This window comes from Dyadobacter endophyticus, assembly GCF_014641595.1.
Lineage (GTDB): Bacteria > Bacteroidota > Bacteroidia > Cytophagales > Spirosomataceae > Dyadobacter > Dyadobacter endophyticus.
Genome location: NZ_BMIA01000006.1, coordinates 1 through 25,523, shown reverse-complemented (window position 1 = coordinate 25,523; position 25,523 = coordinate 1). Strand labels below are relative to the sequence as shown.

Annotated in this window: 19 protein-coding genes, 1 tRNA gene and 1 pseudogene; 18 read left to right on the top strand and 3 right to left on the bottom strand. The window is 48.9% G+C overall.

The features are described from left to right. Window positions 1-13: 13 nt before the first annotated feature. Window positions 14-652 (bottom strand): hypothetical protein, encoded by a 639-nt coding sequence (locus IEY24_RS29300; protein ID WP_188938857.1) that lies wholly within the window; start codon window positions 650-652, stop codon window positions 14-16. 192 nt (window positions 653-844) lie between these two features. Between IEY24_RS29300 and asnS the strand changes: the two genes are divergently transcribed. From asnS to IEY24_RS29275, 5 genes are all read left to right on the top strand, one after another. After that, a complete protein-coding gene (gene asnS, locus IEY24_RS29295) occupies window positions 845-2,281 on the top strand; it encodes an asparagine--tRNA ligase (protein WP_188938856.1) in 1,437 nt (478 codons plus the stop codon). An 83-nt stretch (window positions 2,282-2,364) separates the two neighbouring features. Beyond that, entirely contained in the window at window positions 2,365-3,498 is a 1,134-nt protein-coding gene (locus IEY24_RS29290) for a T9SS type A sorting domain-containing protein (protein ID WP_188938855.1), read from the top strand. Window positions 3,499-3,594: 96 nt separating this feature from the next. Continuing rightward, window positions 3,595-4,806 (top strand): serine hydrolase domain-containing protein, encoded by a 1,212-nt coding sequence (locus IEY24_RS29285; protein WP_188938854.1) that lies wholly within the window; start codon window positions 3,595-3,597, stop codon window positions 4,804-4,806. A 62-nt stretch (window positions 4,807-4,868) separates the two neighbouring features. Continuing rightward, window positions 4,869-6,833 (top strand): NADH-quinone oxidoreductase subunit L, encoded by a 1,965-nt coding sequence (gene nuoL / locus IEY24_RS29280; RefSeq protein WP_188938853.1) that lies wholly within the window; start codon window positions 4,869-4,871, stop codon window positions 6,831-6,833. Between the two features lie 29 nt (window positions 6,834-6,862). Further along, window positions 6,863-8,530 carry a complex I subunit 4 family protein gene (locus IEY24_RS29275; RefSeq protein WP_188938852.1) on the top strand — a complete coding sequence of 556 codons (1,668 nt, stop codon included), beginning with the start codon at window positions 6,863-6,865 and terminating at the stop codon, window positions 8,528-8,530. 88 nt (window positions 8,531-8,618) lie between these two features. On the opposite strand, the gene IEY24_RS29270 is transcribed toward IEY24_RS29275, so the two are convergent. After that, a complete protein-coding gene (locus IEY24_RS29270) occupies window positions 8,619-9,059 on the bottom strand; it encodes a hypothetical protein (RefSeq protein ID WP_188938851.1) in 441 nt (146 codons plus the stop codon). Between the two features lie 232 nt (window positions 9,060-9,291). Here IEY24_RS29270 and IEY24_RS29265 point away from each other — a divergent pair, with 232 nt between their 5' ends. From IEY24_RS29265 to IEY24_RS29230, 8 genes and pseudogenes are all read left to right on the top strand, one after another. Continuing rightward, the gene (locus IEY24_RS29265) at window positions 9,292-10,407 is read left to right on the top strand and encodes an acyltransferase family protein (RefSeq protein ID WP_188938850.1); all 1,116 of its coding nucleotides are present in this window, start codon (window positions 9,292-9,294) and stop codon (window positions 10,405-10,407) included. 51 nt (window positions 10,408-10,458) lie between these two features. Next, the gene (locus IEY24_RS29260) at window positions 10,459-11,169 is read left to right on the top strand and encodes an ATP-binding cassette domain-containing protein (protein WP_188938849.1); all 711 of its coding nucleotides are present in this window, start codon (window positions 10,459-10,461) and stop codon (window positions 11,167-11,169) included. Window positions 11,170-11,351: 182 nt separating this feature from the next. Continuing rightward, on the top strand, window positions 11,352-14,408 hold the full coding sequence (locus IEY24_RS29255; protein WP_188938848.1) for a serine hydrolase domain-containing protein: 3,057 nt from the start codon (window positions 11,352-11,354) through the stop codon (window positions 14,406-14,408). Between the two features lie 77 nt (window positions 14,409-14,485). Continuing rightward, window positions 14,486-18,610, top strand: a complete 4,125-nt coding sequence (locus tag IEY24_RS29250) for an Ig-like domain-containing protein (RefSeq protein WP_188938847.1) — start codon at window positions 14,486-14,488, stop codon at window positions 18,608-18,610. A 71-nt stretch (window positions 18,611-18,681) separates the two neighbouring features. Further along, window positions 18,682-19,134, top strand: a complete 453-nt coding sequence (locus IEY24_RS29245) for a nucleoside deaminase (protein WP_188938846.1) — start codon at window positions 18,682-18,684, stop codon at window positions 19,132-19,134. A 64-nt stretch (window positions 19,135-19,198) separates the two neighbouring features. Further along, on the top strand, window positions 19,199-19,807 hold the full coding sequence (locus IEY24_RS29240; protein WP_188938845.1) for a superoxide dismutase: 609 nt from the start codon (window positions 19,199-19,201) through the stop codon (window positions 19,805-19,807). A gap of 126 nt (window positions 19,808-19,933) precedes the next feature. Next, a tRNA-His gene (locus tag IEY24_RS29235) sits at window positions 19,934-20,009 on the top strand. Between the two features lie 179 nt (window positions 20,010-20,188). Beyond that, a pseudogene (locus tag IEY24_RS29230) lies at window positions 20,189-20,593 on the top strand (site-specific integrase); the annotation flags it as partial. A 172-nt stretch (window positions 20,594-20,765) separates the two neighbouring features. Here the strand turns inward: IEY24_RS29230 and IEY24_RS29225 are convergent. Beyond that, the gene (locus IEY24_RS29225) at window positions 20,766-21,827 is read right to left on the bottom strand and encodes a hypothetical protein (RefSeq protein ID WP_188938844.1); all 1,062 of its coding nucleotides are present in this window, start codon (window positions 21,825-21,827) and stop codon (window positions 20,766-20,768) included. Window positions 21,828-22,147: 320 nt separating this feature from the next. Between IEY24_RS29225 and IEY24_RS29220 the strand changes: the two genes are divergently transcribed. The 5 genes from IEY24_RS29220 to IEY24_RS29205 all read left to right on the top strand — a co-directional run bounded on the left by IEY24_RS29220 (window position 22,148) and on the right by IEY24_RS29205 (window position 25,471). Beyond that, complete coding sequence (locus tag IEY24_RS29220; protein WP_188938843.1) at window positions 22,148-22,573, top strand: hypothetical protein; 426 nt, start codon at window positions 22,148-22,150, stop codon at window positions 22,571-22,573. 355 nt (window positions 22,574-22,928) lie between these two features. Further along, a complete protein-coding gene (locus tag IEY24_RS29215) occupies window positions 22,929-23,360 on the top strand; it encodes a plasmid mobilization protein (protein WP_229223336.1) in 432 nt (143 codons plus the stop codon). Further along, window positions 23,348-23,830 (top strand): relaxase/mobilization nuclease domain-containing protein, encoded by a 483-nt coding sequence (locus IEY24_RS32865; protein WP_229223335.1) that lies wholly within the window; start codon window positions 23,348-23,350, stop codon window positions 23,828-23,830. Before IEY24_RS29215 ends, IEY24_RS32865 begins: the two co-directional genes overlap by 13 nt. Before the next feature lie 6 nt (window positions 23,831-23,836). After that, window positions 23,837-24,622, top strand: a complete 786-nt coding sequence (locus tag IEY24_RS32860) for a hypothetical protein (RefSeq protein ID WP_229223334.1) — start codon at window positions 23,837-23,839, stop codon at window positions 24,620-24,622. Between the two features lie 258 nt (window positions 24,623-24,880). Continuing rightward, a complete protein-coding gene (locus IEY24_RS29205; RefSeq protein WP_188938842.1) occupies window positions 24,881-25,471 on the top strand; it encodes a hypothetical protein in 591 nt (196 codons plus the stop codon). Window positions 25,472-25,523: the final 52 nt, after the last annotated feature.

Genomic DNA, 25,523 nt, shown 5'->3' with positions numbered 1-25,523 from the left:
GAAGTGTTTTGTATCAAAAGAAGAAATAAACAGTAGCACTACTGACGAAAAGTCCACAAAATACACCGGCGGCGATTTGCGGGGGCGTGTGCGCGTTCAGTTGCAGGCGAGCGCTCATGAGCCAGCCGCCAATGAGGATCGTCAATAGCAACGGCATTAGTAAAGCACTCTCGTCGAACCGGATCATCAGGCCCGACAGCATGCCGATCGCGCCGCCAATACCGGTGGCGTGGGCGCTGATTTTCCAGAAATAGCTTACCATCGCAATCAGCGCTAGTGACAATGTGACGCTGGCCAGAATGACGGAAATCTGCGGCGCAAGCTCGCCGATCGGTTCCAGCTGCCAACCGAACAAGTAGGTAGCGAGCCCGTAAATGATCACACAGGCCAGGTAAGGAATGCGGCGCTCGGCGGCATCTTCCACGTGCAACGACGTAATCATGCCCATTTTCTTAAAATAGAACATCATCAGAGCCGGTGCAATAAAAGTGTTCAGCCAAAGCAACAGCAGGAGGCTTCCCAGCGCAGGCAGTTCGAATGCGCTCACGCCCACCAGATCGGGAGCGAGAAGGAAGAGCAATGCAAACAGGTATGTCGTGAGTATCAGCGGGTGGAAAATCACCGATAAAATGGTAGCAATTCGGTTATTCAAAACAACAGGTCTTTAATCAGGATGATGCAAGCAAAATTAAGCTGAAAACCAGACTGTACAATGATTGAGTTCCACAGAAAAGTAAGTTGCATGCGCACAATAGGTTTTCGTGGTCTAATTTGTAATTTTGCGCCTCATTCGTAAAAAACCGGGCATTTCCCGGCTGACATTTTAAAGATTGAATTGAAAAAAATGGGACCGTTGCAAATCAAAGAAATTTTACAAACTACGCCTGAAAACCAATCGGTTGTCGTAAAGGGCTGGGTGAGAACAAAAAGAGAAAGCAAAAACGCGATTTTCATCGCGCTGAATGACGGCTCGACCATACATAATATCCAGGCAGTGGCTGAACCCGGTCAGTTTTCTGCCGAATTGCTGTTAACAGTAACCACCGGATCATGCCTTAAAATAACCGGCCAGCTGATCGCATCGCAAGGTGCGGGACAGACGGTGGAAGTAAAAATTACTGACATTGAGGTTTACGGAACGGCAGATCCTGAGGAATATCCTTTGCAGCCGAAAAAGCATTCGCTGGAATTCCTGCGCGAGATCGCCCACCTGCGCCCGCGTACGAACACGTTCAGCGCGATCCTCCGCATCCGCCACGCATTGGCGTTCGCGGTGCATCAGTATTTCAATGAAAAAAGCTTTTTCTACCTGCATACACCGGTCATTACGGCTTCCGATGCCGAAGGTGCAGGCGAAATGTTCCGTGTGACTACACTCGACCTGAACAACCTGCCGCGCACGGAAGAAGGCGCGATCAATTTTAAAGAAGACTTTTTCGGTCGTGAGGCCAACCTGACCGTTTCCGGCCAGCTGGAAGGCGAACTGGGCGCAATGGCGCTTTCGAAGATCTATACTTTCGGCCCGACGTTCCGCGCTGAAAACTCCAATACCACGCGGCACCTCGCGGAGTTCTGGATGATCGAGCCGGAAATGGCGTTTTTCGAGCTGGAAGACAATATGGACCTGGCCGAAGATTTTGTCAAAAGCGTGATTTCCTATGCATTGATTAACTGTAAGGACGACTTGAATTTCCTTCAAAATCGCCTGACAGAAGAAGAAAAGAACAAACCGCAGAACGAGCGCTCACTGCCATTGCTCGAAAAACTGAGCTTTGTAGTCGACAATCCGTTCGAGCGCCTGACTTATACCGAGGCGATTGAGATCCTTTTGAAATCGAAGCCCCAAAAAGAAGGCAAATTCCAGTTCCCTGTGGGCTGGGGCATCGATTTGTCGAGCGAGCACGAGCGTTACCTGGTAGAAAAGCATTTCAAGAAACCGGTGATTCTGACCAACTATCCGCGCGAGATCAAGTCGTTTTACATGAAATTGGATGAAGATGGCAAAACGGTTCGCGCAATGGACGTGTTGTTCCCCGGCATCGGCGAAATCATCGGTGGCAGCCAGCGTGAAGAAAGTTACGAGAAACTGCTTGGCCGAGTGAAAGAAATCGGTATCGATCCCGAAAACCTTTGGTGGTACCTCGATACCCGTAAGTTCGGAACGGCGCCGCATTCGGGCTTCGGGCTAGGTTTCGAGCGCCTGGTTCAGTTCGTAACAGGCATGGGCAACATCCGCGACGTGATCCCGTTCCCGCGCTACCCTAAGAGTGCAGAATTTTAATTATTCTACAAGCTGTTACCTTTTTCATGGCTTTACGTAACAAGTAAAGCAGTTAGTGTAAGTTTTATTTAAACAGCACGCACATGAAAAGGAACAGGCAATTTCTTCGAAGCAGTATTGTGGCCATAGCCGCGATACTGCTTTTTGTTTTTGATGCTAATGGGCAGGATCCATTCCACGTCAAATGGACCATGGATTACACCCAGGCGGGCGTTTCCGATCACGCCAACTTCACGCCCGCAAGCGCTGCCCTATCCGGCGGGCCCAACACTTTTACATTACCCACCGTTTACAGCGCAGGCGGTGCCATTGTGGTCGGCTACATTATCAGACCGTGGCCGGTGGCGTTTTCAGCTTCCCGCTACATGGAGTTCTCATTTACGGCCAATTCATTTAAATACAACATTACTTCCATTGCTTTCCGCCTCCGCCGCTCGCCAAATGGCCCGAACAGTATCAAGGTCCGGACGAGTATGGATGGTTTTGCAACGGATCTGAATGCATTTGTGATCGGTAACAACAGCGTGTTCAACAGCTATAATATCCCTGTGAGCTATAACAATCTTTCCAGCAACACCTTCACGGTCAGGATATATGCCTACAATTCCGTCGACATCTACGGAACATTGTGGTTTGATGAAATATCGGTGAACGGCGATGTTCTGGCAATTATCCTTCCGGTGGATATTATTTATTTAAAGGGTCATTCGGAAAATGGGCGCATTGCATTGGAATGGGAAACGGGGTGGGAAAAGAATTCGAAGCAATTTATAATCGAGCGGAGCAGCGACATGAGGGTATTCACGGCAATCGGAACGGTTGCAGCTTCCGGGGAAACCACCGGGCGGACTTCTTATTCATTCGTTGATAATGATCCGCCGGCAGGTATCAATTATTACAGGCTGAAACTCGTCGACAAAGATTCGGGCTTTACCCATTGCAGGCCGGTCGCAATTGAACATCCCGAAAAAGCCTTTGCAGTTCAAGTCGCACCTAATCCGGCTTCTTCACAAACCATCATTATAAAGGCAGCCGACAGCCGTGACGCTGTTCTGGCAATACACACATCATGGGGCACACTTGTCCCATTCCGGCGCGAAGACGCCGCCGACGGGTACATTCATCTTATTCCATTTCGAGCGCTCGTTTCTGGCATTTATTTTGTTACATATCAAAGGAATGGTCGAAAAGAACATCTGAAAGTTCTAGTTCCATAAGGCATTCTGCGCTTAATTTGTAGTGGTAAAGTATAGAAAATGCGATCGATGCGTCGTTAGCATAGCAACGTTCTGAATATTAAAGGCCAAAAGCCTATGTTGAAAAAAGTGCAGCCGAAAGTGTGGTGGACGGCAACTGCTGTCCTGGTTATTATGTTGATTTCCTGGGGATTAGTTAGAAAAAACAACGCCGATTCCCCGGACGTGGCCGTGTCGGGCAAATCGGTTAAAAACCTTGATCCGGTCGCGGTGACAAATCCTGATGCCGCTATGGCAGAGAAAATCGCGAAGATTGAGGATATTTTCAGGCGCAAACGAAACGCTGGTTTCAACGGCAATGTGCTCATTGTCCAGAAAGGCAAAATACTTTACCAGAACTCCTTCGGTTTCGCGCACATGAAGGCGAAGGACACGCTTACGTCCGACTCCCGTTTTCAGCTGGCGTCGCTCTCGAAGCCATTTACGGCTGTCGCGGTTTTGAAATTGATCCAGGAAGGCAGGGTTGCACTCGATGATTCCGTGCAGCGCTTTTTCCCTGATTTTCCTTATCACGGCGTGAAAGTCGATATGCTCCTGAGCCACCGCAGCGGCCTTCCGAATTACATTTACTCATTCAACGACAGCGTCCAGCACGGAAGGAAATATCCCGATAACCTCGATATTCTGGATTGGTATGCCAAGGCTGTCCCTACCCCAACGCCCTACAACCGTCCCGGAAGGTCGTTCAACTATTGCAATACCAACTACTGCGTACTCGCCGCGATTGTCGAAAAGGTGACCGGCGATTCGTTTGGCAAATACCTGAACAGCCAGATTTTCACCCCGCTGGGCATGCAGAATACCTATCTGGTTACCGACACGACCATCGCCGCTACAAAAAACAGGACTGACGGGCATCAGTATGGACGCAAGCTGGAAAAGGATTACTACGATGAAGTTGTTGGTGATAAAGGACTCTTCTCGACCACGCTGGATATTTACAGGTTCTATAATGGCCTCACCAAAGGGCTGATCATCGAAAAGAACCTGCTCAACGAGGCATTCAAGCCGCGGAGCTTCGAACGCGACGGCATCCGCAATTACGGCTATGGTTTCCGGATGCACATCAAGGAAGACCACACACCACGATTTATTTACCACGGCGGCTGGTGGAAAGGTTACAATACCATGCTGTGGGTCTGCCCCGAAGACGACGCGGTGATCATTGTCCTCGGCAATACGTATAACCGCTCCACGTACGACCTCCGCGAATTGCTGGAAGTGGTGCACGGTTCGGTGAAGATCGACGATATTGAGAAAGACATCTAGCATTGTTTGAATTCGGCCGCGAATTCAGGATATTTGCCGAAATTAAAAGCATTCCCGCACTTATGCCCGACATCGCATTCCTCTTACCTGCTTATTTGCTGTTGGGCTTGCCGTTTTCGTGCTTTTTGTTGCTTTGGCTTGGTGGAAAAAGTCTAAATAAATTCGCAGGTTGGATCGGTGTGCTCACAACTGCGGCGGGGCTCGTGGTCAGTCTGCTTTATGCCGATGCGGGTGCAGTGCATACCCTGCGCTTCGAATGGCTTACGATCGGCAGCCACGTTGTCGAGCTTTCCTTCCGTTTCGATACCCTTTCGGCCATGATGCTCGCCATCGTGCATTTCGTTGCATTGCTTGTTCAGCTGTATTCGATTGCCTACATGCATGACGACCGGAATGTAAACCGCTATTTTGCATTTATACAGCTATTTCTCTTCTCGATGCTCGGCATTGTACTTTCGGGTAGTTTGCTGGTCATGTACATCTTTTGGGAGCTGGTCGGACTGTCGTCTTACCTCCTTATCGGTTTTTGGTATACTAAAAAAAGACCCGTTTGGGCAGCGCAGAAGGCATTTGTGCTCAACCGCATCGGTGACGCCGCTTTTCTGACCGGCATTTTAATGCTCTTCTACTATATCGGCTCTACGGACTTTGAAGTGCTTTCGCTCGAAGCGGGTACGATTTCCCCCGGGATTCTCACGGCCATCGGCATTTGCCTGTTTGGTGGTTGTGTAGGGAAATCGGCGCAATTCCCGCTCTCGGGCTGGTTACCGGATGCGATGGAAGGCCCTACGCCGGTTTCGGCATTGATCCACGCAGCTACGATGGTTGCAGCAGGTATTTTTTTGTTAGCTAGAATATCCTTTTTGCTCACTGTTGACGCTCGTTTGGTGATTCTTGTAATCGGGGCTATTACCATGGTTACTGGCGCTGTGAAGGCATTAAAAGGCTGGGATATTAAAAAGGTTCTCGCCTATTCGACGATGTCGCAACTCGGGCTGATGGTGATGGCCGTCGGCTTCGGAAGCTGGCAGACCGCCTTGTTCCATTTGGCGACCCATGCATTCTTTAAAGCGGGCTTATTCCTTTCGGCCGGTTCGGTAATCCACGCGGTAACTCCGGGCAATGAATTGCCCGGTTTCGAACCCGATTATGACCCGCAGGATATGCGCACGATGGGCGGCCTGCGCAAGGCGCTGCCCATTACATTCATTTGCTACCTGATTTGCGCAGCCGCATTGGCCGGGTTGCCATTCTTTTCTGGCTTCCTTTCCAAAGACGCGATCATTACCGAAGGTTTCCTTTGGGCTGCGGAATTTGGTACGTTGGGCTACTTGTTCCCTGTGCTGGTCATTGTTTCGGCCGGGTTAACGGCCTTTTATATGACACGGCAGGTGTGGCTGGTGTTTTTTGGAGAAAAACGGTTCCCTGCAATTGTGCATCCGCATGAGTCGCCCGTTGCGATGTGGCTGCCTATGGCATTGCTTTCCGCATTATCACTATTCTTTTGGTTTTCCATTAACCCTTTCAATGCCGAGGGCTGGTTCCTGCATTGGATCGGGAAAGAGCATGGCGAGCAACTGGTATGGGTGCCGTTTATCGCGACCGCCGTTACATTTCTTTCGATTTTCCTGGCTTACCGCGAAACTGGTGCCGACAATCCATTTAAGGTAAATGACCCAATACCGGTTGGCGAGCCCGTTCAGAGCCCTTGGAGCTGGCTGCGCGGTTATTCCAACGAACAATACTTCCTCATTCCATTCGAAGTAATCACGAAGTACCTCAAAGCCTTCGAGAAAAATATTGTCGACGCCCTCGTCGATCTGGTTGCGAGAGGCAGCCTGGTGTTCGGACACTTCATTGCCTGGGTCGACAGGATGTTTGTCGACGGTGCGGTACACCTGACCGTCTTCTCAATCCGCTCCGCCGGCCGCGCTGCCCGCAACATGCAGAGCGGCCGGATACAGTCGTATTACATCGTGACGGTAATGGGCGTCTTTTTATTGATATTGTGGCTCGTTGCGCTGTAATGCGGGCGGGCCGGTTAAATTAATGCTTGATGATTGATCATATACTCACCTTCTTAATTGCCATACCATTACTAGGCGCGGCGGCCATCGCTTTCTGGCCGGTCGACAGCCAGCATAATTTCCGTCTCATCGCGGCGGTAGCATTGCTGCTGGAAGTAGTGGTTACGGTGGTATCCTATTTGTCATTTAATAGTCAGGATGCTGCGCTGCAGCTTTCCGAGGCCAGGGACTGGATCACATTACCGATCGGCTCGCTGGGTGTTGTGTCCATCGATTATGCATTGGCAGTGGACGGGATCAGCTTCCCGCTCGTACTCCTTGCCGTAGTCGTATTGCTGGTAGGGGTTGTCAGTTCCTGGAATGTCAATCACAAGCCAAGGGCCTATTTTGCATTGTACCTCCTGCTAAGCGGCAGCGTGATGGGTTGTTTCCTCGCGCAGGACTTTTTCCTTTTTTACCTGTTCTTCGAATTCATGCTCCTGCCAATGTACTTTCTCATCGGTCTATGGGGCGGTCCGCGGCGTGAATATGCTGCATTGAAATTCTTTATTTACACATTTCTGGGCTCACTACTGATCCTGATCGTGATGATTGGCCTGTACCTTTCTGTGATCGACCCCGTGGAAACGGCCCGGATGGTAGGCCTCATCGGTCCCGACGACGCGGTTCATCCCGACATGATCCCGCAGATCCAACAATGGCTTTTCGACGGCAAAATAGCGCCCGAGCAACTGATCCACACATTCAGGTTCACCTACCTGGCCGACCAGGGCAACTACATTCCCGGCTCGATCCTGAGTGCGGCATCCGAATTTTTTATCGGCAACATACCGGTTCGCCTGCTCGCATTCTGGTTCCTGTTTATCGGTTTTGCGGTGAAACTGCCCGTTGCACCCTTGCACACGTGGCTGCCCGACGCACACGTAGAGGCGCCCACGCCTATATCCGTCGTGCTCGCAGGTATTCTGCTGAAAATCGGTGGTTATGGCTTCATCCGGATCGTCGACGGCTTTTTTCCGGCCGAAGCGTTGTACAGCGCCATTCCGCTCGCCATTCTGGGGATGATCTCGATCGTTTACGGTGGTTTCAATGCATTGGGGCAAAGCGATTTAAAGAAAATGATCGCCTACTCCTCGGTATCGCATATGGGTTTTGTGCTGCTGGGGATCGCCGCATTTACGCCTGAGGGTTTCAATGGAGCCATTTACCAAATGGTTAGCCACGGCATATTATCGGCAATGCTTTTCTTGCTCACCGGTGTGCTTTACGACCGCACCCACGACCGTCGCATCGATCATTACCGTGGCCTGATCACCGTCATGCCAAAATACACCGTCATCACCGGCATCGCATTCTTTGCTTCCCTGGGCCTTCCTGGCTTTTCGGGCTTTGTTGGAGAGCTATTCACCCTTATGGGCGCATTCCAGTCCGACGCCCTGCCCGTCTGGATCCCGGCCATATCGACGCTCGGCATTGTGCTTGCCGCAGGTTACTTCCTGTGGACCTACCAGCGCATGTTTTTCAGCTCGTTCTGGTACAAAAATGCAACCACACAAGTCCTCACCGACCTCACACGCCGCGAAACGCTCATGCTCGTACCGCTGGTGATTCTTACAATCCTGATCGGTATTCTGCCAGGGTTGCTGTTTGATTTATCGGGACCGACGATTCAAGCCTGGTTGGAAGGGATGAAGTGATGGGGGCAGGGCTCGCCTTAAATAAGCCGCATTCCTACTATTCAAGGATTAAAATCCAAAAATATTATGATTTCGGCCATTGAAAGGTTTACCTTCCAAACAACTGCTCGAAGCTAAACCGCCCTTTTTTCGACAGTGCTTCCAGTGTCTGCTGCTGATCGGGCGTTAGTATTTCAATAATCTCAATCCGCTTTTCTTCTGCAAGGCGTTTGCGGTCGCTTCGTTTATTGTCGCCACGGCGCTTCATTTTCCTTTCCATTCTCGCGTAACGGCGATCAATCTTTTTGAGCTGTTTTTGCTGCCGCTTGCTGAGTTGAAGCTGGTCGGCATACTTGTCCATGTTCTTTTCGAGCCGCCGGTTGTTGAGCTTGCTATTCACGGCGGGATCACCACTTTCGAAACCATCGTCGCTGCGCCGGTCGCTACCGCGGCGGTCGTCGCTCCGGCGGCTCTGTGCGAATGATGTGGAATTGGCAAGGCTGCCCAGTAGCAGGCCGAGGGCGAAGATCAGTGTCAGGATTCTTTTCATGGGGGTGATGATGGGTTAAAAATTCGATGCTTATAACGGTCTTTCTGCCGGCCATTATATACCACCCCTCTTTTTCATTATCCGTGAGACTTATAGACTTATTCAAATAAATATAGTTTTACAAGGAAGTTCGAATGGTATTTTTTGCAATCTTTACAGTAGTTGCTATTGGTTTTATTTCAAACTCCATTCAATTTTCCAAATTTTATTTCCCTACACCCTGTTTTGTCAGATGAAAGATAGTGCTCCTTCACAAAGGTTATTGTCCCTGGATACGTTGCGTGGTTTTGATATGTTCTGGATTTCCGGTGGCGAAGAGATTTTCCATGTGCTCGCCAAAGTGACCGGCTGGTCGTGGGCGATATTCCTGGCACACCAGTTTACCCACCCCGATTGGAACGGTTTCCGTGCCTATGATCTCATTTTCCCCACTTTCCTTTTCATGGCCGGTGTTTCAACGCCCTTTTCATTGGGCAGCCGCCTCGAAAAGGGGGTACCGCCCTCACAGCTGATCCGCAAGGTGATTCAACGAGGCATTATCCTGGTTATTCTGGGCATCATTTACAACAATGGCCTTTTTGAAACGGAATGGTCGCAGATGCGCTACCCGAGCGTGCTCGCGCGGATCGGGCTCGCAGGAATGTTCGCGCAGATCATTTACCTCTATTTCGGTTTCCGGGCACGATGGATCTGGTTCGGTGGGCTGCTCATCGGCTATTACCTGTTTATGATGTTCTATCCCGTCCCCGGGTGCGGAGCGGGCTTCTTAACCATCGACTGCAACCCGGCCAGCTATATCGACAAAATGCTTATCCCTGGCCGTCTGCACCTCACCATTCACGATCCCGAAGGACTCGTTTCGACGATTCCAGCCATAGCTACCGGTCTGATGGGCATTTTCGCGGGCGAGTTGCTCAGAACCAGCCACGAAATCATTTCTCAGAAGAGCAAAGTCATTTACCTGGTTTTTGCAGGAATTGTTAGTCTCTTGGTTTGCCTCGTCTGGGATCATTTTTTTCCTATCAATAAAAACCTCTGGACCAGCTCGTTCGTACTGTGCGCAGGTGGGTTTAGCACATTGCTGCTCGCATTGTTCTACTGGGTCGTGGATGTACTCAACTACCGCAAATGGGTGTTGTTCTTTGTAGTAATAGGGATGAATTCGATCGTCATTTATATGGTCGGACGGTTCATCGACTTTGGTTATACGTCCCGGGCATTGTTCGGCGGATTACTAAGCTATTTACCGCATGGAGCAGAAGCGGTGGGCGAAGTAATTGCATTTATCGCCGTACAATGGGCATTTATGTATTTACTTTACAGAAACAAATTGTTTTTAAAAGTATAAAATGTCAGGAATGGTCAAGCATTCCGTCATTCACACATTCAACATTAAAATATGATCCAAGTCGCCAACTTGACCAAGGTTTACGGAACGCAGCGTGCGGTCGACGGGATTTCATTTAATCTTAAAAAAGGTGAAATTGTGGGTTTTCTAGGTCCGAATGGGGCCGGAAAATCGACGACGATGAAAATCCTGACCGGCTATCTCAAACCAACCGAAGGCCTCGCCAAAGTTTCGGATTTCGATGTGATACAGGAACCTATGCCCGCGCGCAGGGCTATCGGCTACTTGCCCGAGCATAACCCGCTGTACCTGGACATGTACGTAACGGAACTCCTGCTCTTTTCAGGAAAACTGTACGGAATGAGTGGAGCCGCATTGAAGGCAAGGGTCGACGAGGTGATCGCGATGTGCGGGTTGGAACCGGAGCGACGAAAGAAGATCGGACAGCTTTCCAAAGGTTACCGGCAGCGCGTCGGGTTAGCGCAGTCTTTTTTGCACAATCCGGACGTGCTGATCCTCGACGAACCGACGACCGGCCTCGACCCTAACCAGATCCAGGAGATCCGCGAGGTGATCCGTACGGCCGGGAAGGACAAAACAGTGCTCTTTTCCACGCACATTATGCAGGAAGTGGAAGCATTATGCGACCGCGTGATCATCATCAACAAAGGAAAAGTAGTGAGTGACAGTTCGTTGCAGGAGCTCAGAGACACGGGCGATTCGCTGGAAGATATTTTCAGGAAGCTCACGCAGCAAGCTTGATGTTCCGACAGTAGTTATCAAGACGATATTCGGTTAAGCAAATATTAGAATTGCATTAAAACCATATTTTCCTGGATTTAAAGCGCTGAAAATTTGTTATTGTTGTAACTTTTGATGAAATCCAATGTCAGTTATTGAAGTGGTAAACCTAACATTCCCTCGTTAAGTCAGTGTTTTCAGGTATGAAAAATTGGTGGTTCAGCCGGTTTCGTGTTGTTGTGATTGTAGTAGCGCTGGTGGTGCTTACCTCTATGGCCTCTGTTGCCTGGAAAATGATGACGGTGACGGCAATAGCGGTCAAAAAGGAGCCTGCTGTTGTTGAACCCAAACACAAAACCCCCAAAAAGCGCCGCGATCCGGTGCTCGTCCTGCCCGAAAACGAATGGGTGGACAGTACCCTCAAATCCCTGAGTATCGAGCAGAAGATCGGCCAGCTTTTCATGGTAGCTACTTACTCGAACCGTGACGAATCCCATTACAAATACATCGACAAGCTGGTCAACGACTACCAGATCGGCGGCCTTATATTCTTTCAAGGCGGACCGGTAGGCCAGGCACAACTTACAAACCGCTACCAGTCGCATTCCAACATCCCGCTTTTTATCGGTATCGATGGCGAATGGGGCCTCGGTATGCGCCTCGACAGTACGATTTCCTTTCCCAAACAAATGGTACTCGGCTCGATCCAGGACGATCGGTTGATTTACCGCATGGGCGACGACATCGCCCGCCAGTGCAAACGCCTTGGCATCCAAATTAACTTCGCGCCGGTCTCGGATATCAACAGCAATGCGGACAACCCGGTGATCGGTATACGTTCGTTCGGTGAGGACAAAGAGAATGTAGCCCGGAAGTCGATCGCCTATATGAAAGGCTTGCAGCACAACCGCATTATCGCTACCGCCAAGCATTTCCCCGGCCATGGTGATACCGATGCGGATTCGCATTTCACATTGCCGGTGCTGACGCATTCTTTGGAACAACTCAGCAATACGGACCTGTACCCCTACCGTGAGATGATTGCGGACAGTCTGATGGGCGTTCTCAATGCGCATTTGTACATTCCTGCATTGGATAACACACCCAACCAGGCCAGTTCGCTCTCCGACAAGGTTGTGAATGGCTTGCTTCGTAAAGACCTGGGCTTTCGCGGACTGGTATTTACCGATGCCATGAACATGCGCGGGGTACTTAAAAACGGCAAAGCCGCCGACGTGAACCTGAAAGCACTGGTAGCTGGCAACGATGTGCTGCTTTACCCCGAAAGCATTGCCGAAACGGTAACCCGCATTAAAGACGCTATTAACCAGAAACTGATCAGCGAAAAGATCATCGACGATAAGGTCAAACGCATTTTGCAGGCTAAATACTGGGCCGGATTGAGCAAATACCAGCCTATTGACATTAATAATCTGTACGCCGACCTGAACAGCGAGAAGAGCAATGAGCTCTACCGCGAGCTGTGCGAAGCTTCGGTGACCGTCGTGAAAAACGACAATAACATCCTTCCCATCGGCTCGGTGATGGACAACAATATCGCGTCCGTAAGCATTGGCGAGGGTAGCAGTACGGCATTCCAGAAAATGCTTTCGACCTACAAACCGATGCGGAGCTATTCGTTCTACGACGGGCCGTCGTCGCAGGAGCAGATTACCGAAATGCTGGGTTACCTGGAACCTTACAATACTGTGATCGTCGATATTCACGGCATCAGCTCCAAGCCGGGCAGGAATTACGGGGTTACCACAGGCATGGCCGATTTTGTAAACCAGCTCAAACAGCAGAACAAAAAAGTGATCCTTTGCCTCTTCGGCACGCCATACAGCATTCAATATTTCCCAGTAACCGACGCGCTGATCTGCGCCAATCAGGACGGGAAAGACCAGCAGGAAATCGTTCCGCAGATCATTTTTGGCGCGCTGAGTTCGAAAGGGCGTCTGCCGGTCTCGGTATTGGCTTATAAAACAGGGACTGGTGTGAGTACAACTTCCATCAATCGCATTGCATTCGGCACACCGGAGAGCGTGGGTATGGATGGTATTTCGCTTAAAAAAATCGATGAAATCGCTACGGCGGCGGTGAATGATCACGTTTTCCCTGGCTGCGAAGTACTCGTGGCCAGACAGGGTAAGATCATTTACGAAAAACAGTTCGGCGGGCTAAGCTACCGGACCAACGACCGCGTAACGCCCGAAACGATTTACGACCTTGCTTCGGTCACGAAGGTTTCGGCCACATTGCAGGCCGTAATGCTGCTTTACGACCGGAAGCAGATCGGACTGGACGAAAAAGCATCGAAGTATCTCCCGGAACTGGCAGGTACTACCAAACAGAACTTCACCGTCCGCGACCTACTTCTGCACCGCTCGGGCCTGATTTCGTTCTACCCCTCGCTTTGGGACAGAACCAAAACCAGCGCCGGAGGGCTGCTGCCCGAATATTACAGCTCGAAACAGGATACCGCCTACTATTTGCAGGTAGCGCCCAAGCTTTTTGCCAAAGGTGCATTGCGCGATTCCGTATGGAAATGGGTTGTAGAATCGCCGATGAACAACCGCCGCGACCGGGCTGGCACTTATGGTTATTTGTACAGCGATCTCGGCTTTTTGACCCTGCAAAAAATTGTAGAAAGAATAACCGGCCAGCCGCTGGATGTTTTTGTGGCTGCCAATATTTATGAGCCGCTGGGCCTGGCCTATCTCGGCTTTAATCCGTTGCGTCGTTTTCCTGAAAAACAGATAGCACCTACCGAACAGGATTACCGTTTCCGCGGACAGCTGCTGCAAGGGACGGTGCACGATCAGATGGCCGCCATCGTCGGAGGCGTTTCCGGGCATGCGGGCCTGTTTGGCACGGCACGCGACCTGGCCGTTTTACTTCAAATGAATCTTTGGAAGGGCAATTACGCCGGAAAACGTTATTACGAACAAGCCACGGTGCCGTTCTTCTCCCGCATGTACGACGAGTCGCATCATCGCGGGCTGGGCTGGGACAAGGCGCCGGCAGATGGCAACAGTTCCTATGTATCGCCGCTGACCTCCGTCAACTCCTTCGGGCACACGGGTTTCACGGGCACGATGGTTTGGGTCGACCCCGAGGAAGACCTGGTGTTTGTATTCCTCTCCAACCGAGTCAGTCCCGATGCGGAAAACACGGCGATTACTACCCAGCGTACACGCCGCAAAATTCAGGACGTAGTGTACAGTTCTTTGATTCAACGGAAAAGCCAGCTTCCTTAAATCACCTTCAGCGTATTTGAAAAATATCTCTAACTTTACCAGTCAAAAGGTTAGCGGAAAGATATTTAGACAGATACATGAAAAGAACATTTATTAAAGAGAGTTTCCTTACCATTTTCGCCACGCTGTTCTGCCTGGCAGCTTCATTCGGACAAACGACAATTACCACGGGGGCGATCACCCCATCACCAGCTTGCGCGGGAGGGGAGGTTTCGGTGCCATTTACCACCACGGGAACCGTAGCACCGTTAACCAGTTTCATCGCACAATTGTCTGATGCAGCGGGAGCCTTCGGAGCTCCGGTGGAGATTGGAAATGCTACTGCTTCTCCTATTACTGCCACTATTCCAGGCGGAACTGCGGCGGGATCTGCTTACAAGATCCGCATCATATCCAAGTTGGTAGCGGCTACGATTGCAACGGGATCTGAAAGCGCCTTAACGGTGAATGCAGTCCCCGCAACGCCTACGGTGACTACGCCTGTTAATTATGTTCAGGGAACAAGCGCAGTAGCATTAACAGCCACACCTGCTACCGGTTTGCTGTGGTATACCGACCCTACCGGCGGAACCGGTGTTGCATCTATAACTCCTTCTACCGATACACCTGGTACTAAGAGCTATTATGTCTCTCAAAAGCCTGCGGGATGCGAAAGCGCCCGTGCTAAAATAGACGTGATTGTGACTGCTTGTACGCCGCCGGCAGCACCCACCGTTGCCAACAAATCTTATACAGTAGGCGATGCAGCCGTTCCTTTGACCGCAACAGGAACCAATTTGAAATGGTACGGAACCGATGCAACCGGTGGAACTGCTTCCGCAACTGCCCCAACCCCTTCGACAACAACTCCCGGCAATACATCCTATTATGTATCTCAAACTGTGGGTGGATGTGAAAGCGCGAGGGCGCAAATCGTCGTTACCGTCACTGCCTGTACTCCGCCGGCAGCCCCCACTGTTACCAACAAATCTTATACAGTAGGCGATGCTGCCGTTCCATTGACCGCAACAGGAACCAATTTGAAATGGTACGGAACCGATGCAACAGGTGGAACTGCTTCCGCGACTGCCCCAACCCCTTCGACAACAACTCCGGGAAGTACATCCTATTACGTTTCTCAAACTGTGGGTGGGTGTGAAAGCGCAAGAGCGCAAATTGTGGTTACCGTCACTGCCTGTACTCCGCCCGCGGCACCCACCGTTGCCAACAAATCTTATACAGTAGGCGATGCTGCCGTTCCATTGACCGCAACGGGAACCAATTTAAAATGGTACGGAACCAATGCAACCGGGGGAACGTCTTCGCCAACAGCTCCAACCCCTTCAACAGCAGCGCCGGGAAGCACATCTTATTACGTATCTCAAACAGTCGGTGGATGTGAAAGTGCGAGGGCGCAAATTGTGGTTACCGTTAATGCGTGTACACCGCCAGCAGCGCCTGGCGTGAGTAATGTCTCATATTGTCTCGGCGCCACAACGGCCACCCTCACCGCCACAGGCTCTAATCTGAAATGGTATACTCAGGCATCAGGCGGCGCAAGCACGACCACCGCGCCTAAGCCTTCGAGCGCAGTGGAAGGCGTTACGAGCTATTACGTGTCACAAACCGTAGGTGCTTGTGAGAGCGCAAGAGCCGAAATAAAAGTTACCATTAACAAGACGGACAAGCCGGGAGTCGCAAATCTAGACTACTGTCTCAATGCAACAGCAGCTCAGCTTACTGCTACCGGAACCGAACTAAAATGGTATGCTGCTGCTTCCGGTGGTACGGGATCAAGCACTGCACCGACACCGACCACTAATGCGGTCGGCACCAAAAGCTATTATGTAACACAGACTTTGAATGGCTGTGAAAGTGAAAGAGCGGAGATCCAGGTAACCGTAAAGAATCTTTCTACTGCTCCTACCGTAACTGCAACGGTAAACCTCTGTCAGAACTCGACAGCAACGCCATTAACGGCAACAGGTAGTGGGCTTAAATGGTACACGGCTCCCAGCGGTGGTAATGCGCTGGATGGTGCTCCCGTGCCGGTAACTTCTACCGTAGGCACTACCAGTTATTATGTAAGCCAGACGTCATCCGGCTTGTGTGAAGGCCCAAGAGCGAAAATCGATGTAATCATTAAAGATACTCCTGCGGCTCCAACGGTAGTGACGCCCGTCAACTATTGCATTGGAGCAAAACCTGTTGCATTGACTCCATCAGGGGGTGTTTACAAATGGTACTCCGGACCTACCGGCGGTAGTGGCTCTGCTACTGCGCCCACGCCAACGGCAACGACAGTGGGAACAACATCTTATTATGTGACCCAGTCTAACACCTACGGCAGCCTTTCATGCGAAAGTCCCCGGGCCAAACTCGACGTAGTGATCAACGCAACTCCGGGAGCTGTAAGCGCATTATCAGAAGCTTTCTGCCAGGAGCGTACGGATAAAAACTACGCATTCCCGACGCAGGCATCGGACGGCAATACTTTGAACTGGTACACAGCAGCTACCGGTGGTACTGCAAGCCCAAGTGTGCCTTCTATCAATCTAAAAAATGCAGGAGAAACGACATATTACGCAACACAAGTAACAAACAAAGGCTGCGAAAGCACTACCCGCGTGGCACAGAAAGTCCTCGTAAAGCCGCTTCCAGGCGTTCCGGGTATTCCGCAGTCACTGATTGAATACTGCCAGTTTATCGCAGCGGAGCCACTTAAAGCAACAGCGGTAACGAATGCAACTCTGGATTGGTATGGAACCAACGCAACGGGTGGCAGCGCAAGTCCAAATGCCCCCACACCATCGACAGCCGAAGGTGGCACGACTTCCTATTATGTCGGACAAACCTTGGCTGGCTGCCCAGGCGACCGCGCCAAGATCGATGTGAAAGTAAATACCACGCCGAAGCCAACCACCAAGACCTACCTCGAATACTGCCAGAATGCAACCGCACCGGTACTCGATGCAACCGGAACGATTCTGAAATGGTACCGCGCAGCAGACGACACGGAGTTCCAGGGTGTTCCGTTCACTCCTTTCACGGCGAAAGTCCAGGATTACTCGTTCTATGTAACGCAAACTGGGTCCAACGGCTGCGAAAGCCCGAAAGAAGAAATCAAAATCCATATCAAACCATTGCCTTCCGCGACCATCTCAGGCAATCCAACGATCGATCTGGGACAGACAGCGACTATTAACATCAAGTTTACAGGCGACGGTCCGTGGCATTATGTTTTATCCAGCGGCGACACCGCAACCACTAATCAGGCCGACCATCAGGTGCAGGTTAAGCCGATCACAACCACCAGCTACCTCCTCACCGAAGTTAGCAATATCTGCGGTCCGGGCACTATTGGCGGTAAAGCGGTGGTTACCGTGAAAGTACCTACCATTAACACAGGAAACGCTTCGGTTTCGGAGATTTGTGCTAGCAAACCGTTTATCGTGCCTTTCCAGCAGTCCGGTGATTTCCCTCAGGGTAATACCTTTAAATTGCAGGTATCGAAGGAAAATGTGGACGCCAAATTCTATACGATTTCGTCGACCGCCACAGCGAATTCAGTATCGGCCACATTCCCTGATACTACCAAGGGAGGAACCTATTTCTATCGCGTGATCAGCTCGGGAGCCAATCCGGACTTTACAGTGAAAGGAAGCGTAAGCCCGATCACAGTTAATGCAAGCCCGCTGCCGGTTGCGACATTGACAGGAACACAAACCATTCTCGTAGGCGAAACCGCCGACTTGAAAGCCGAAATTACCGGAAAGTCACCCTGGACATTCACGCTGAACAACGGCGTAAAGGACACGCTGATTACGGCCAATGCAACTCCTTACAACTTCAAGCTGGCCCCGAAGACGACCACCACGTACGCTATTACCAAAATAACCAATAGCTGCGGGACCGGCAGAGGCGTTGGTACTGTCAGAGTGCAGGTTGACCCAATCCTGGGTGTCGAGCCACCAGTTCCGGCAGATTGGGCGAAGGTTTACCCGACTGTGATCAACGGCAAATGCACTGTTGAAGTGACCGGCACTATTTCGCCAAAACAAGCGAGCATCGAAGTGGTAGACCTCAACGGTCGCCCGCGTTCGACCCAGGCGATTAAACAGCAAAAAACAGAAGTTGATTTTGCCAATTATCCTTCGGGACTTTACTTGCTGCGCATTCAGAATGGCAATCTGAGCACCGTTCAGCGTGTGATGAAACCCTGATAGTTAATTCTAAAAAATACCACGGGACATTTGTTGCAACGCAATGGATGTCCCGTTTTCTTTACAGGCATATGGATATACAGGCAGACATTATGGACCATTACTTTATGGAGGAAGCCCTTGCGCTTGCCCGTAAAGCATATGAAGAAGGCGAAATACCAGTTGGCGCGCTCGTCGTTGCCAAAGACAGGATCATTGGAAGGGGTTATAACCAGACAGAGCGCCTGAACGACGTCACCGCTCACGCCGAGATGATCGCCATCACCGCCGCCGCCGACCACGTCGGCTCCAAATACCTCACCGATTGCACCCTGTATGTGACGCTGGAACCTTGCGTGATGTGTGCGGGGGCGCTCTACTGGACGCAGGTCAGGCGGGTCGTCGTAGGCGCACAGGACGAGAAGCGTGGATTTTCGAAGATCAAGCAACCACTTTTACACCCGAAAACTAAACTTGTAACCGGCATTATGGCCATGGAATCCCAAGAGTTACTACTCAAATTTTTCAGGGAATTAAGAACATAAAGGTGCATTCTGCTGTTAGCCTATCTGGTATAACAATTTTTATAATCATTAAACTACACTGAAAATGGCATTTACACTGGATCCCTTACCTTACGCAAACAATGCTTTGGAGCCACACTTCGATGCATTGACCATGGAGATACATCACGACCGTCACCACCAGGCATATGTTACCAATCTGAATGCAGCAGTAGCAGGCACCGAGTTGGAAGGCAAAACCATAGAGGAACTTTTGGCTGGCATCAGCAAAGCACCGGCACCCGTACGCAACAATGGCGGCGGTCACTGGAACCATACTTTTTTCTGGAAATCACTCTCATCGACTGGCGGCGGCGAACCAACCGGCGAACTGGGCAAAGCCATCACCGCCAAATTCGGTTCATTCCAGGCATTTAAGGATGAGTTTAAAAAAGCTTCAATCGGTCGTTTCGGCTCAGGCTGGGCTTGGTTGATCGTCAAAGAAGGCGGAGAAATCGCGATCACTTCTTCTCCCAACCAGGACAACCCATTGATGGACATCGCGGAAGTAAAAGGAACTCCGGTGATCGGCCTGGACGTATGGGAGCACGCATATTACCTGAAATATCAAAACAAGCGCCCCGACTACATCGACGCATATTGGAACGTTGTAGATTGGAAAGCGGCTGACGCACTGTACACTGCGGCTAAATAATCAAGCTACGGCTTGGGGAACGGTTTGTAGTTTGTAAAAAATTTGTGAAATATCTTGCAAGCTGCAAACCTTTTCCTAATTTTGTGTCCTCGAAACAGGGCTTAGCCCATTCGATACAACTAAAACGGAGGTTGTAGCTCAGTCGGTTAGAGCGCTAGATTGTGGTTCTAGAGGTCGCGGGTTCGAGACCCGTCTCCCTCCCTTGAAGTCAATTCAAAGTCAAACAAAATGCCTGTAAATCAATGATTTGCGGGCATTTTTGTTTTTCAGATCATATCAAAAAATGCAAAAATTCCCATGTTTTCCAGCGTCATTCGTGTAGTTCGACGCTTTGCGAAAAAAGACGCTGGAGAATGCCCGTAAGTTTCTGATTGACAGACTGTTCACATGGACGGCGAGACCTGGATTGACACCACCCGCCAGAAAACGGATGCGCCTACACGCATTCCGTTGTTGCCAACTGCACTTGACATCATCGAGAAGTATAAGGAGCATCCGCAGTGCTGCAATAAGGGCGTTGTGCTGCCGGTACCGAGTAATCAGAAGATGAATGCTTATTTGAAGGAGATTGCGAATCTGTGCGCGATTTCTAAGACGCTTACTTTTCACATTGCGCGACATACGTTTGCTACAACGGTGACGCTGAGTAATAAGGTGCCGATTGAAACGGTTTCCAAAATGCTCGGGCACCGGTCTTTGAAGCAGACTATGATTTATGCCAAGATTTTAGGTGTGAAAATTAGTGAGGATATGAAGGGGTTGAGAGAGCGGTTGAAGGGTGGATAAGCTTCTTCTAAACCAAGTATGCATGGTGCACATCTCGTCTAATCTACATAGGAACGGCTTTATGAAAAATTACGCGCCTGGCAAGTATTGCTAGGCGCTATCTCAACAAATAGACAAGTAGTCCACCATTATTTTAATATCACACGACTTTTAGAAATACTCTGATACAATCCTATTTATCCATTAACATAGTAGTTATTGCTTTTTTGACAAATATTGAACTGGCAAAAGCTCCATTACCATTATTTGGCAATACAGTCGGTACCCCATTTTTCCAATACATAGGACTCTTAGTTGCATTATCAAAACCTTCACCTGCCACATATACGTCATTGTTAAACACAAAAACACTGGAAACCCGAATGGCTCCGGGAAGGCTCTGAGATATTCCATTTTTCCAAAGTTTTGCGACTCTGGTGTTGTCGTAATACTGCAGGTTCCCAACACAATACACGTCTTTACCTGAAACGGCTATATCAACTGCTTCTGAACTGTATTCTGAGCCATCTGTAAGATAATTCCCTGCCCCATTTTTCCAATACCTCGCCCTAGATCCACCTTTAAATCCTTCACTTCCAGCTATATAAACATTTTTACCGGATACAGCAACTGAGTTAGCAAAGGAAGTGTTCAGAGGATCGCCCAAATTTACAACTGTTCCATTTTTCCAATAAACGGCGGTTTCATTTTGGAAGTTAAGTGAACCTGCTACATAGACATCTTTTCCAGCTACAAAAATTCCTCGCGCACGGGAACCTCTAACATTAGCTTCATGGAGAGGTATTGCAACGCCATTTTTCCAGTAGGCCGCTTGCATTCTGAGTTGCACAGTATTAAGCCCATCTCCTGAGATATACACATTTCCGTCAGAAACTACAACATCATATAACAACTTAGCAGGTATACCACCATCGACATTTGATACAGCGCCATTATTCCAGTATTGTCCAGTAAATGGAGAAAATACGATATTGGAAGTCGCGGAAGCGTCCCCGACAACGTGTATGTCGTTTTCTGACACAAAAATTGCTCTGGCATTCGCGAAAGAATTAGTAGTAGCCAGATTGACCATCTCACCATTTTTCCAATATCGGCCATAGCTACTATAGGTATTTGATAAAGTTACATAGACATCTGCTGGTACAAGAGGATCGACATCCGATTTTGACTTCTTTCTGCAAGACAGACAAAACAGGCAAAGAAAAAAAATAGCAAAAATATATACTTTTTTCACAGGTATGATTACTCAAAGATCTATTACATCCAAAGATACGTGCATCAGCACAATTAGCAAAGTAACCATACAACTACCAGGTCGTGGCGATCCTAAACAATATGAAGGCGGCCGAGAAGCGATGGACGTTTGCCGTGAATACGGCGTCTCCAAGACAACTTGTTCAACTGGCGAAAAAAAACTAGATTTCACTCGCAGCAAGCATTGGCTGGCTTAGCCCCAGCAACGTTTGCCAAGAAACCAGAAATAAATAAAGTCTAAACGTCCACTGTCCCCACTAGGGTAAGGCTTCAATCTCCGTAAACTACAATCTCTTTTAAATGAAAAACATAGGTCTACTGTTTCTTCTATTTTGTACATTAACTTCTTGCAGAAAAAACCGTGAGCCAGATTTGGCAGGAAAATTCGTGGGTGAATATTGTGGCTCCAAAAAAGACAGCACCGGAAATATAACCGAAACGTGGAAAATAACTAAGCAAGATTTAAATCATGTAAGTATTGTTTTCTTCTTTACGAATACTTACCCGGATGGAAGTGTTATACGATCTAAGTACGATATTTACATTTCTAACGTAACCGTTTCTGACGATAATAACCTGGATTTCAACAACGTATTTGTTGCCGATCAGTTGGAGTACAGCATCATTGGCAAAGCAAAACTTGTAAATAACACTCTAGATTATGATATCACCATCAAGAGTGAATACAATACTTCAAAAATGAATAACAAGGTTTACAGACGGTAATTTTGTAAGAACCGCATTTCTCAGAAGTAATTTATTGGTGAATTCCCTTTTTCACCTTACGGATATCGTCGCATCCACTTTCGGACGAAAACAGTCCCCTCGACGAAACTCGACTTTTTTCAAACAACCTATCAACAACCATCAAAGCTTTTGATCCTAGATCAAATTTACCCAGCATAGGCAAATCTCGCTTCCATAAACTAGCTTCACAAACCGACTCAAAAGCGAAGGTTCGGATATCTGAGTTCCAATGGCGCCGCCTGCCTTGCGCGTCTGGCCAGATGTACGATTGTAATACAATCGCCGGTTGCTGCGCACCCGATCTGGCCTTTCCCTCCAAAGTCGGTCCAGGTTTATGAAGGAGTTTTTAATGTTTGAAAGTGTAGATAGGATCGTGATGAAAGAGGAAAAATCGAACAAGACAAAGCATGTAATTTTCCGGTTGACACCCAAAGAATACGCCAATCTGGAAGCCAAACGCGGCCGCACTACTTGTCGGAAATTAAGTGAATTTTTACGGCTCTTAATCTTCAACGGACCGGTCACCGTGATCGAAAGGAACGGTTCGCAAGATCAGATGATTGGTGAATTGTCAGAGCTGCGGGAAGAGCTCAACCGGCTTGGCAACAACTTCAACCAGGCGACCAAACGCCTCAATGCGGTTAACCAAATCTCAGAATTCAGAAACTGGATCGCCAGCTACGAAGCTGAAAAGACATTCCTGTTTTCAATGCTGGATAAGATCAAATCCCAAACCGATAAACTGGCTGACCGATGGTTGCAGTGATCCACACCAGCAGCCGACTTCGGTCAGTACTGCATTACAATGAAAACAAGCTGGAACAGGGACAGGCGGAATGTATTTCAGCTATCAATTATCCCAAGGATGCGGATGCTTTGAGTTTTAATCAAAAGCTGAACCGGATTCAGCGGCAGCTGGCTTTGAACAAAAGGACAAAGGTCAATACGGTTCACGTGTCCCTGAACTTTGATCCGTCGGAAAAGCTGAGCAAAGAACAGCTCGCGGAGATTTCAAAAGCCTATTTAAAAGGTATTGGATTTGAGAAACAACCCGCGCTCATATATGAGCATCGGGATGCCGGTCACCCCCATGTCCATATCGTAACGACCAACATCAAAGCAGATGGCAGCCGGATCTCACTGCACAACCTTGGCAAAAATCAATCGGAGAAGACAAGGAAAGAGATCGAGATCGATTTTGGATTGGTGAAGGCACAAGATCGAAAAGCTCAGTAGTTTACTTTGAAGCCTGTCAGCATCAAAGCAGAGTATGAAAAATCAGAAACCAAGAAGCTCATTGCCAATGTGCTCAACAAAGTTCTGAACGAATACAAGTTTACCACGATGGGAGAATTAAATGCAGTGCTTAACCAATATAATGTTGCGGCGGACATTGGCTCAGAGGGTTCGAGGATCAGAAAGAACAATGGCATCTTATACGGTGTGCTGGATAAAGATGGCAACCGGGTTGGCGTGCCCATCAAAGCAAGCGACTTTCATTTCAAGCCAACACATAGAAATCTGAAAGTGCGTTTTCTGTTCAATGAGATGAATCCAAACCGTACGAAGGATTCGTTACGAATTAGGAATATTATAGACTTTACTTTGTACGGCAAACAAAACGTGTCATTGCCCAGGCTTATTAATATTCTTCAAAAAGACGGGATCGATACGGTAATCCGAAAAAATGAAGAAGGCCTGCTGTACGGGATCACATACTGTGATCATCGTACGAGATCCGTCTTCAACGGAAGTTCATTGGGTAAGCAGTATAGCGCGAAGGGAATTGCCGAGCGATGCATCGAGGATCCTTTTTCTGTTCATGAGCAAAAAATTCAAAGGATTGGGATGGATGTTGGTCAGCCTGCAGGTGCCGGTAATGTTTATCAAGTTGGAAATGGCAGTTCGTTGGATAATGATAAGTCTCTTGATTCTTTGTTGTCACCTGTTAAGGATGGCGAGTATATGCCGCATCAGTTGAAGAAGCCAAGACGGAAGAAGCAGAAAGGGTTTTCGATGGGATTTTGAGAGTGACACGATCCAGGGTCATGTGGCTATTTAAAGGGTATAGATATTTCTAATTTCTCAACCTTCTTGAAAGAACGCCGTAAAATCGTCAGTCTAACGCAAGAGGAACTCGCCTCCAAGGCTGGTATCGACCGTCAAAGTAGTGGCCAGATGTGCGATGCATCAAGCAAACTGTCGTGAACCTTTGCCGGTTGGGCGCCACGATTAAATATATAAAATAAAATTATATATATTTAAGCTCCACAATGAGAGCCCCAAATGCGCTACCACCGAATCGCTGCAACACTCACTTTTATACTGCTATGCAGCAAGATCGCCTTAGCGCAACCTGAAAAGCTGAAAGGAATCTGGATTTCGTCACAGCTGGAAATGGTTGAAATTCTTCATACAGGCCGCGACTCGGTTAATTATATGTCAAACAGGGAGTTGAAGGAAGATTTCTTCTATCTGTTCGTCTATGGCGACACATTGAGTTTTCAGTCGATATACACGCGTTCTTCCACGAATGAGCTTGAATATAAAGACCGCTACGATTTGAAGATCATAAGCAGCAATGATTCCGTGCTGGTATTGGAGCCGGTTTCCGATTTTTCGAAGGCATTTTTTTGGGACAAACCTACGCTGACACTGAAAAAGAAGGACTATCTCACGGACCGGGCCGTATCCTTTGAGAAACTTGTGTACCATTCTTTCTATGGCGGGAATGACCCGCACGTATCCATTCAGGTGGACAGCGCACGAAACCTATATGTGAATTTTCGAAATCCGTATAGCGACAAAACGTTGCGCACTGGCGCTTACTCGACCGTGGTTGACGAGTATCCGGCCTATCAACTACGTATTTGTTAATTGGTGAACCTTGTTAAAGTGTTGCGGATACAGGTCAGTGATGTTTTTATGA

Bases quoted from the DNA above. Each gene is read 5' to 3' on its own strand.
- asnS (WP_188938856.1), top strand. From the start codon at position 845: ATGGGACCGTTGCAAATCAAAGAAATTTTACAAACTACGCCTGAAAAC.
- IEY24_RS29255 (WP_188938848.1), top strand. From the start codon at position 11,352: ATGAAAAATTGGTGGTTCAGCCGGTTTCGTGTTGTTGTGATTGTAGTA.
- IEY24_RS29260 (WP_188938849.1), top strand. From the start codon at position 10,459: ATGATCCAAGTCGCCAACTTGACCAAGGTTTACGGAACGCAGCGTGCG.
- IEY24_RS29220 (WP_188938843.1), top strand. From the start codon at position 22,148: ATGAAAAACATAGGTCTACTGTTTCTTCTATTTTGTACATTAACTTCT.
- IEY24_RS29275 (WP_188938852.1), top strand. From the start codon at position 6,863: ATGATTGATCATATACTCACCTTCTTAATTGCCATACCATTACTAGGC.
- IEY24_RS29285 (WP_188938854.1), top strand. From the start codon at position 3,595: ATGTTGAAAAAAGTGCAGCCGAAAGTGTGGTGGACGGCAACTGCTGTC.
- IEY24_RS32865 (WP_229223335.1), top strand. From the start codon at position 23,348: ATGGTTGCAGTGATCCACACCAGCAGCCGACTTCGGTCAGTACTGCAT.
- IEY24_RS29265 (WP_188938850.1), top strand. From the start codon at position 9,292: ATGAAAGATAGTGCTCCTTCACAAAGGTTATTGTCCCTGGATACGTTG.
- IEY24_RS29290 (WP_188938855.1), top strand. From the start codon at position 2,365: ATGAAAAGGAACAGGCAATTTCTTCGAAGCAGTATTGTGGCCATAGCC.
- nuoL (WP_188938853.1), top strand. From the start codon at position 4,869: ATGCCCGACATCGCATTCCTCTTACCTGCTTATTTGCTGTTGGGCTTG.
- IEY24_RS29270 (WP_188938851.1), bottom strand. From the start codon at position 9,059: ATGAAAAGAATCCTGACACTGATCTTCGCCCTCGGCCTGCTACTGGGC.
- IEY24_RS29215 (WP_229223336.1), top strand. From the start codon at position 22,929: ATGAAGGAGTTTTTAATGTTTGAAAGTGTAGATAGGATCGTGATGAAA.
- IEY24_RS29205 (WP_188938842.1), top strand. From the start codon at position 24,881: ATGCGCTACCACCGAATCGCTGCAACACTCACTTTTATACTGCTATGC.
- IEY24_RS29240 (WP_188938845.1), top strand. From the start codon at position 19,199: ATGGCATTTACACTGGATCCCTTACCTTACGCAAACAATGCTTTGGAG.
- IEY24_RS29245 (WP_188938846.1), top strand. From the start codon at position 18,682: ATGGATATACAGGCAGACATTATGGACCATTACTTTATGGAGGAAGCC.
- IEY24_RS29250 (WP_188938847.1), top strand. From the start codon at position 14,486: ATGAAAAGAACATTTATTAAAGAGAGTTTCCTTACCATTTTCGCCACG.